We start from the raw sequence: 8,916 nt of genomic DNA, 5'->3' as shown, positions 1-8,916 counted from the left end.
CCAGCACCAGGCAGCCGCCGTCGTGCAGCGCGGGGATCACCGCCGCGGGCGAGCCCACGCTGGTGATCACGAGTTCGGCCCGATACCGCACGATCAGCTCGACTTCGGCGCGCACGCGTGCCGGATCGCGCCGCATGATCAGGTTGGGGCACCAGGGCGCATGCGCGGTGCCGGCATCGCGCGCCGCGGCCGCCTCGTCGTTGAGCCGCGCCATCCAGCCCGCGAAGGCCTCGAGCGACTCCGCATTGGCGGTCGGAAAGGCACCGACCACGCCGGCGCGGCAGGCGGCCGACACCAGTTCGATGCCCGACACACGCAGCATGGGCGCGGCGATCGCGGGCACCGCCAGGCGGTCGAGGAAGGGCAGGCGCTGCGTCATGAGGGCTCCGGTACGGGGGACACGAGGGAAGGCAGGCGCGCGAGCGAGGCCCGTGCCTGCGCCAGCAGCTCGGCCACGATGGCCGCCAGCGGCTCGATGCGCCGCGCGAAGGCGATCGAAGGCCCCAGCGACACCATGCCGCGCTGCCAGTCGCCCTGCGCATAGCAGTGGTCGCGCGTCGCGCGGCCGTCGATCAGCGTGCCGAAGGCCGCATGGTCGGCCGCGCCGGCGCGCTCGATCGCCTCGACCTCGCGCGCGGTCTCGTTGCGCAGCACGCGCCAGGTGTTGCCCAGCGTGTGCAGCAGCCGCACGGTGGACTGCTCGTCGCAGTCGAGCAGGTGCCGCTTGTAGGCCGGATGGGTGGCGATCTCCTCGGCCACCAGGAAGCGGCTGCCGATCAGCACGCCATCGAGCCCCTGCGCGAGCACGGCCGCGAGCTGGCGTCCATGGCCGATGCCACCGGCCAGCACCACCGGCACGCGCAGCTGCTCGGCCGCGAGCGCGCCCAGCAGCATGGTCGGCAGCTCGTTGGCGCCCGGATGGCCGCCCTCCTCCATGCCGACCAGCGCCACCGCATCGGCCCCCGCGCGCTCGGCCGCGAGCGCATGGCGCAGGCCCGGCGCCTTGTGGATCACCACCGCGCCGGCCTCATGCAGCGTGCCGATCAGCTCGCCGGGCGCATAGCCCGCGGTCTCGAAATGGCGCACGCCGTGCGCGAGCGCGATCTCCATCCAGCGCCGCACCGCCGTGTTGGCCTCGGGCCGCTTCGAGAGCGTGAGGTTCACGCCGAAGGGCCGCCCGCGCGTGAGTTCGCGGCATTGCACGAGCGCGGCCGCGAAGGCCGTGTCGTCGGCGAAGGAGCGCGGCGTGACGAAGCCCATGCAGCCGGCATTGACCAGCGCGGCCACGTAGCGCGCATCCGACAGCCACATCAGCCCGCCGCCGAGGATCGGATGGTCGATGCCGAACAGCTCGGTGACGCGGGTGCAAAAGAGCGGTGCCGTCATGGCCGCTCAGCCGCGCGCGCTGTCGAGCCGCGGCGCGCCGCCGAGCCCGCCGGGCGTCACTCCCGCCATCGGCACCGGATAACGCGCGAGCGCGAGCGCCGCATCGCCCTCGAACTTGCCGCGCTGCGCGAACTGCGGCAGCGCCGCGAGCGCGGCCGGCTCCACCACCGGCGCCACCGGCACGTCGTGCCGCTGCAGCAGCGCGAAGGCATCGTCGGCATCGAGCGCGGCCAGCGCCTGGGCCAGCCGCGCATTGATCGCCGGCGCCACCTTCTTGCGCGCGCCATGCGAGCGGAAGGCTTCGCCGCCATAGGGCGAGAGATCGAGCGCTTCGCACAGCCGGGCCCAGAAGTGGTCCTCGAGCGCGGCCACCGACAGATGCCTGCCGTCGCGGCAGAGGAAGGCGCCGTACGCGGCCTTCACCAGCGTGGCCTCGCGCTGCGCCTCGAGGTCCGCATCGCCCGACGAGCGCCAGGCGCCGAGGCGCGGATTCATCCAGTGCAGCGCGCAGTCGGCCAGCGCCACGTCGAGGTGCTGGCCCTGGCCCGTGTGCTGGCGCTGCAGCAGCGCGGCCAGCGTGGACGACAGCGCATACATCGCGCCGCAGAGGTCGGCCACCGGCAGGCCGAAGCTCTGCGCCGGACCGCCGCCGGGCACGCCCGAGACCGCGAGCACGCCGGCCGCGCCGAGGTAGTTGATGTCGTGCCCCGGCAGGTCGGCCCACGGCCCCTGCTGGCCATAGCCGCTGAGCGACACGTAGACCAGCCGCGGAAACTCCGCGCGCAAGCTGTCTGCATCGAGCCCCAGCCGCGCCATCACGCCGGGCCGGTACGACTCCACCACCACGTCGGCCGTGGCGATCAGCGCGCGCACCTCGGCACGCTGCGCCTCGTCCTTGAGGTCGACCAGCAGGCTCTGCTTGCCGCGGTTCACGGCCTCGAACACGCCCGGCCCCATGCGCCGCACGTTGTCGCCATGCGGCGGGCGCTCGATCTTGATCACGCGCGCGCCGAGCTCGGCCAGGTTCTGCGTGAAGAAGGGGCCGGGCAGCAGTTCGCTGAAGTCGACCACCACGATGCCGGCCAGTGGCGGCGTTGCGACGGGGTGCGTCATGCCGGCACGCGCTCGATGATCACGGCGTCGAGCGGCAGCGCGCCCTCGCCCGCCGCGCCCACCCAGACCGGGTTGAGGTCCATCTCCTCGATGCGGTCGGCATGCGCCACCACGAACTCCGACACGCGCAGCAGCAGCGCCTCGAGCGCCGCGAGGTCGGCCTTGGGCCGGCCGCGCGCGCCGTCGAGCAGCGCGAAGCTGCGGATCTCGCGCACCATCGCCGCCGCGTCGCGCGGACCGATCGGCAGCATGCGCCGCGTCACGTCGCGCAGCACCTCGACGTAGATGCCGCCGAGGCCGAAGGTCATGACATGGCCGAACACCGGGTCGCGCGTGACGCCCACCATCAGCTCGGTGCCGCCGCGCGGCGCCATCTTCTCGACCAGCAGGCCGTCGACCGTGGCCTCGGGATGGTGCTTCGCGGCCGCGGCCATGATGTCGTGCCAGGCCTCGGCCACCTGGGCCGCGTCCCGCAGGCCCACCTTCACGCCGCCGATGTCGGACTTGTGGACGATCTGCGCGCTCGCGATCTTCGCGACCACCGGGTAGCCCATGCCTTCCGCCAGCGCGCGCGCCTGCTCGGCCGAGCTTGCGAGCCCTTGCGGCAGCAGCGCGATGCCCGCCTGCTTCAACTGCGCCTTGGCCTGCGATTCCGACAGGCTGCGCGTGGCGAATTCGCCCTCGGGCGCGCGCGTCGGCAGCACCAAATGCGCCTCGGGGTTCGACGGGTTCGCGCGCTTCCAGCGCCCGTACTCGACCCAGCGCGCGATCGCCGCGATCGACTTGTTGACCGAGCGCGGCGGCGCGAAGCCGGCCGCCACGAGCTTGCGGTAGCCCTCGCCGAGCCGGTCGCTCATCCAGATCGGCACGATCGGCGAGGCGCTGTCCTTCTGCGCATTGATGATGTTGTCGGCCATGCGCGTGGTGGTCTCGCCGTAGTCGAGCGCGATCGGCACGATGGTCAGGCCCGTGTGCGGATCGTTCGCCACGCAGCCCAGCGTGGTCTCGACCACGGTCTTGTCGCTGAGCACCATGGCCGTGGTGTCGACCGGGTTGCCGATGGCCGCGTAGTCGGGCAGCTTGGCGCGCAGCACCGCGGTGGTCTCGGGCGCGAAGGTGGCCAAGGTGAGGCCGGCGGCGCCCACCGCGTCGGCGGTCAGCGCGGCCGTGCCGCCCGAGGAGCAGTAGATGCCCAGCGCCTCCTGCGCCCCCGGCATGGCGCGCGCGAACAGCCAGGCGGTGTCGACCAGCTCGTCGATGTCGTCGACCTCGATCACGCCGAACTGGCGGAACACCGCGCTGTTGACCTCGGCCGATCCAGTGAGCGAGGCGGTGTGCGACTGCGCGGCCTTGCGCCCGTATTCGGAACGGCCCACCTTGAGCCCGATCACGGGCTTGCCGTTGGCCGCGCAGCGCTGCACCGCGGCCGCGAACTTGGCGCCGTCCTTGATGCCTTCGAGCAGCGTGACCACCACCTTGATGTCGGGCGCGTCGGCCATGTAGTGGATGAAGTCGGCCACCTGCAGGTCGACCTCGTTGCCGGTCGAGGCCCACAGGCCGATGCCGATGCCGCGTTCCATCGCCTGCATCACGTTGCGGCCCAGGCCGCCGCCCTGCGTGGCCAGGCCGATCGGGCCCTTGGTGAGGTCGTGCGGGAACGAGGGCGAGAAGGTCAGACCCAGCCGGTGGTTGACGTTGGTCAGCCCCGGGCAGTTGGGGCCGTACAGCCGCAGGCCGCCGCGCGCGGCGATCTCCTTCATGCGCTGCTGCTCGCGCTCGCCTTCCTCGCCGGCCTCGCCGAAGCCCGAGCTGAGGATCACGGCGAAGCCCACGCCGCGCGCCGTGCATTCCTCGATCACGGCCAGCACGCCGCTCGCGGGCACCGCGACCACGGCCACGTCGGGCGTGGCGGGCAGCGCGGCCACGCTGGGCCAGCACTTCCGGCCGCGGAGTTCGGCCTTGGTGGGATTGACGAGGTAGACCTCGCCATCGAATTCGGAGTGTTCGATCAGGTTGGTCAGCGTGCGCTCGCCGATGCTGCCTTCGCGCTCGGAGGCGCCGACCAGCGCGATGGAGCGCGGTCGGATCAGCCGCGCGATGTCGACCGGGCGCGTGTCCTGGGTGCCTTGCATTGCCGTGCTCCCTCAGGCGATCGCCGACATGCCGAGGATCTCGCGCCCGACGATCAGCGTCTGGACCTCGGTCGTGCCCTCGGGAATGGTGCCGCCGCGGGTGTCGCGGAAGATGCGCTCGATCGGGTAGTCGGTGGAATAGCCGAGCCCGCCATGCACCTGCAGCGCCATGCTCGCGACCTCGTGCGCCGCCTCGGTGGCATAGAGCTTGGCGATCGAGCAGGCCATGCGCGCGTCGTCGGCATTGGCGTCGAGCGCCGCCGCCGCGCGCAGCGCCAGCGCTCGCGCCGCCTCCACGCGCACCGTCATGTCGACGATGAGCTTCTGCACCAGCTGGAAGCTGCCGATCGGCTTGCCGAACTGGGTGCGCGTGCGCGCGTAGTCGATCGACAGCTCGAGCGCGGCACGGGCCGCGCCGACCGCGCCCATCGCGATGTTCACGCGCGCGCCGTCCAGCCCCACCAGCATGCGCTTGAGCGCGCTGCCCTCCTCGCCCAGCAGGTTCTCGCGCGGCACCTTCACGTTGTCGAAGCTCAGCTCGGCGGTGCCGGTGCTGCGCAGCACCATGGTGTCGACGCGGCGCGCCTCGAAGGGCGAGACCTCGCGCTCCACGAGGAAGGTCGACAGCTGCCCCTGGCAGTCGGGGCTGAAGGTGCGCGCCACCACGATGCCGAAGTCGGCGAAGGCGCCGTTGGTGATCCACAGCTTGCGGCCGTTGAGCACGTAGTGGTCGCCCTGCAGGTCGGCGCGGGTCTGGATCTGCGCGATGTTCGAGCCGGTGCCGGGCTCGCTGATGGCGGTGAAGACGCGGCGCTCGCTCGCCAGCAGCGGTTCGAGGAACCGCTTCTTCTGCGCCGCCGTGCCCTCGCTCGCGATCTTGTGGATCGGCCCGTTCGTGATGTTGAGCATGGTGCGCAGCGACAGCCAGGTGTGGCCCGCCTCCTCCATCAGCATGGCCCAGGTCATCTGGTCCAGGCCCATGCCGCCTTCGGACTCGGGCAGGCGGCCGCCGATGTAGCCGAACTGCGCGAGCTGCTTCAGGATCTCGAACGGGAAGGTCTTCTCCACGTCGTGCTTCGCCACCAGGGGCGCCACCTCGCTCTTCATGAAGCGCCGGATGCTGTCGCGCAGCAGTTCCTGGTCGGCGTCGGGGGTGAAATTCATCGAGATGTCTCCTGTGGCGTTGGATGGAAAAGGACGCACGCCGGGCGCCCGGCCCTCGGTCTACGAGGCGCCGGGCTCCCGGGCGTTGCGGGGACGGAAGACCAGCGCCTGCACTTCCTGCAGGGCGGCCAGGAAAGGTTCGCGCTGCTGGCGCAGGCGGTCGGTGGGGCCGGCGACCGAGAGCGCGATCGGCTCGCCGCCCACGTAGCCGGCGACGGCCAGGGCCGAGAGCCCGTCGCCGCCTTCGTTCTCGACCCAGATCCAGCCCTGCTCGCGCGCGCGCGCCACCTGCGCCTCGAGCGCGGCGAGGTCGGTGATGGTTCCCTCGGCGAGCTGGCGCAGCGGCTTCAGGCGCAGCTGGCGCGCCGCCTCCTCGGGCGTGCCGAGCGCCAGCGCCGCCTTGCCGAGCGCCGAGACGTGCAGGCTCAGCTTGTCGCCGGGGTTCTGCATGTAGCGCAGCGGATGGCGGCCCTCGAAGAAGGCCAGCACCTTGACCACGCCGCCCTCGACGCGGCCGACCAGGCCGGTCTCGCCGGTCTTGTCGCGCAGCAGCTCGGCGGCTTCCGAGGCCACGGCATAGAGCGGGTCGCTGGCCGATATCTCCTTGGCCACGGCCAGCAGCCGGGCGGTCGGATAGAAGCGCCGGCTGCGCGCGGTGCGCAGCAGGTAGCCGAGCTCGTGCAGCGTGTGCAGCAGGTCCGAGCAGCTGCTCTCGGGCAGGTCCATGAGCCGCGCCAGGTCGGAATTGGAGAGCTCGCGCTTTTCGCGCGCGAACAGCTCGAGCAACGCCATCGTGCGGGCGGCGGCGGGGACGAGTGTGGGCATATTTCCTCCGATATTTCGTAGAGACCCACGAATATTAACGAAGGGACGGTCTATAACTTCCATTGGTGACGGGCAGTTTCTTCCGATACGGGTTTTCCGGCATCGGCGGATTTCCTCTTGTTTTTCTACGAATGGTCGAAGTATATTGCGATTACTCGTAGAAAAACGAGACCCAAAACAAACCCGGAGACAAGGCATGCAGAAGTTCTGGAAGACAGCATTCGTGGGGCTGGCGGCCGTGTCCGCCCTGCTCGGCGGCACCGCCCGGGCAGCCGGCGAGGCCTGGCCCGCCAAGCCCATCACCTTCGTGGTGCCGTTCACGCCGGGCGGCATCACCGACAACACCTCGCGCGTGCTCGCGAAGATCGTGGGCGACAAGCTGGGGCAGCCGGTGGTGGTCGACAACCGGCCCGGCGCGGGCGGCTCGATCGGCGTGGAGGCGGCCTCGCGCCAAGCGCCCGACGGCTACACCATGATCTATGGCACCCAGGGCACGCAGGCGGCCAACCTCGCGCTCTACAAGAACATCCGCTACGACCCGGTGAAGGACTTCGTGCCGGTGCACGCCATGTCCGAGACGCCGCTGATCCTGGTGATCAACCCGAACCGGCCGTTCAAGACCGTGCCCGAGCTGATCGCCTACGCCAAGGCCAATCCCGGCAAGCTCAACTTCGGCTCGGCCGGCCCGGGCACCGGCACGCACCTGACGGCCGAGCTGTTCCAGGTCGCCACCGGCACCAAGATGACCCACGTGCCCTACAAGGGCAGCAGCCCGGCGCTGACCGACCTGATGGCCGGCAACCTCGACCTGATGTTCGACTACCCGGTGGTGGTGATGCCCTTCGTGCAGGCCGGCAAGCTCAAGCCGCTCGCCATGACCGGCCGCGCGCGGCTGTCGGTGATGCCCGAGGTGCCCACCGTGGGCGAGCTCGGCTTCCCGCGCGCCGAATCCTCGGCCTGGAGCGCGGTCTTCGTGCCCGCGAAGACGCCGCCCGAGGTCGTGAAGAAGCTCGGCGATGCGATCGCGCTGGCCATCGTCGACCCCGAGATGCTGCAGGTGACCGAGAAGTTCGGCAGCGTGCCGCTCAAGGACCTGCGCGACGCGAAGCTCGGCGAGTTCGTCAAGACCGAGATGGTGCGCTGGCGCGAGGTGGTTCAACAGTCGGGCGCCCGCATCGACTGAACCCGCGCCTCTTCCTTCCCTCCGCGACTCTTTCCTCCATGACCCCAGACCTGACCACGCTCCAGCCCCTGCGGCCCACGCTCTACCGGCTCGCGGCCGACGGCCGCTCGCTCGACTTCCTGTTCGCCCAGTGCCCGCAATGCCGGCAATTGAGCTTTCCGGCCAACGCACCGGGCTGCATGCATTGCGGCCACGCCATCGATGCCTCGGCGCAGGTGGCACGGCCCGGCGGCGGCACCCTGCTCGAGTACGTGACCCTGCACGTGCCGATGGTGCCGGGCCTGAGCGCGCCCAGCATCGCGGGCGACATCCGCATCGCCGAGCAGGTGGTGGAGGAAGGCGTGATCGGCGTGGCCGACGAGAGCCTGCTCGCGCCGGGCATGGCGCTGCGCGCGGTGGCGGTGCCGCTGCCCTCGGGCGAGCACTACGGCTGCCACTTCGTACCCGCGGATGCCCAAGGAGCCACGGCATGAGCGGCGGCAACTGGCTGGCCGGCAACGGCGGCGTCTACGTGGTGGGCATCGGCCTGCATCCTTATCAGTTCCCCAGCGACACGCCCTACACCCACCTGGGCCTCACGGCCGTGCGCGCCGCGTTGGCCGACGCCGGCCTGGCCTGGAAGCAGGTGCAGGCCGCGTACGTGGGCACCACCTCGATCGGCATGGCCGCGGGCCGCGTGATGCTGCGTCACCTGGGCTCGACCGGGCTCGCGGTGACGCAGGTCGAGAACGCCTCGGCCTCGGGCTCCTTCGCCTTCCGCCAGGCCTGCATGGAAGTGGCGCACGGCATCAGCGACGTGGTGCTCGCGATGGGCGTGGACAAGCACGGCGACGGCCGCCGCGCGGCCAACAAGGACGGGCTCGAACGCCTCAGCGACACCGCCACCATCCCGGCCGTGAAGTTCGCGCTGATGGCGCGCAGCTACCTGCGCGAGCACGGCGGCGGCATGGAATCGATGGCGAAGGTGGCGGTCAAGAACCATGGCAACGCCGCGCTCAACCCGTATGCGCAGTTCCGCAAGCCCCGCACGCTCGAGCAGGTGCTGGCCTCGCCCAGGGTGGCGGGCGACCTCACGGTGCAGCAGTGCTGCCCGCGCGGCGAAGGCGCCGCCGC

The 8,916-nt window shown here is 71.2% G+C and carries 9 protein-coding genes; 3 read left to right on the top strand and 6 right to left on the bottom strand.

The window, feature by feature from the left end; genetic code table 11:
- The 6 genes from AC27VN_RS23720 to AC27VN_RS23695 form a co-directional block, all read right to left on the bottom strand.
- Nucleotides 1–379 (bottom strand): nitronate monooxygenase family protein (locus tag AC27VN_RS23720; RefSeq protein WP_490878089.1); only part of this gene is annotated, 379 nt, incomplete at its 3' end.
- On the bottom strand, nt 376–1,386 hold the full coding sequence (locus AC27VN_RS23715) for an NAD(P)H-dependent flavin oxidoreductase (protein ID WP_490878088.1): 1,011 nt from the start codon (nt 1,384–1,386) through the stop codon (nt 376–378). The genes AC27VN_RS23715 and AC27VN_RS23720, both read right to left, overlap by 4 nt.
- 6 nt (nt 1,387–1,392) lie before the next feature.
- Nucleotides 1,393–2,499: a CaiB/BaiF CoA transferase family protein gene (locus tag AC27VN_RS23710; protein WP_490878087.1), complete on the bottom strand. Its 1,107-nt coding sequence runs from the start codon at nt 2,497–2,499 to the stop codon at nt 1,393–1,395.
- Nucleotides 2,496–4,631 (bottom strand): acetate--CoA ligase family protein, encoded by a 2,136-nt coding sequence (locus tag AC27VN_RS23705; RefSeq protein WP_490878086.1) that lies wholly within the window; start codon nt 4,629–4,631, stop codon nt 2,496–2,498. The genes AC27VN_RS23710 and AC27VN_RS23705 overlap by 4 nt, the downstream gene beginning before the upstream one ends.
- A 12-nt stretch (nt 4,632–4,643) precedes the next feature.
- Nucleotides 4,644–5,795: an acyl-CoA dehydrogenase family protein gene (locus tag AC27VN_RS23700; protein ID WP_057591539.1), complete on the bottom strand. Its 1,152-nt coding sequence runs from the start codon at nt 5,793–5,795 to the stop codon at nt 4,644–4,646.
- 60 nt (nt 5,796–5,855) lie between these two features.
- Nucleotides 5,856–6,620, bottom strand: a complete 765-nt coding sequence (locus tag AC27VN_RS23695) for an IclR family transcriptional regulator (RefSeq protein WP_093340550.1) — start codon at nt 6,618–6,620, stop codon at nt 5,856–5,858.
- A gap of 196 nt (nt 6,621–6,816) precedes the next feature.
- Between AC27VN_RS23695 and AC27VN_RS23690 the strand changes: the two genes are divergently transcribed.
- The 3 genes from AC27VN_RS23690 to AC27VN_RS23680 form a co-directional block, all read left to right on the top strand.
- Nucleotides 6,817–7,803, top strand: a complete 987-nt coding sequence (locus tag AC27VN_RS23690) for a Bug family tripartite tricarboxylate transporter substrate binding protein (RefSeq protein ID WP_490878085.1) — start codon at nt 6,817–6,819, stop codon at nt 7,801–7,803.
- Nucleotides 7,804–7,841: 38 nt separating this feature from the next.
- Nucleotides 7,842–8,276 (top strand): Zn-ribbon domain-containing OB-fold protein, encoded by a 435-nt coding sequence (locus tag AC27VN_RS23685; RefSeq protein WP_490878084.1) that lies wholly within the window; start codon nt 7,842–7,844, stop codon nt 8,274–8,276.
- The coding region (locus tag AC27VN_RS23680; protein ID WP_490878083.1) for a thiolase family protein at nt 8,273–8,916 on the top strand (644 nt) is incomplete at its 3' end. The genes AC27VN_RS23685 and AC27VN_RS23680, both read left to right, overlap by 4 nt.

It is taken from the genome of Variovorax sp. 20P10.2.4 (genome assembly GCF_058244205.1).
The sequence above is the reverse complement of the archived record's forward strand: the minus strand, read 5'-3'. Positions and strand labels throughout refer to the sequence as shown.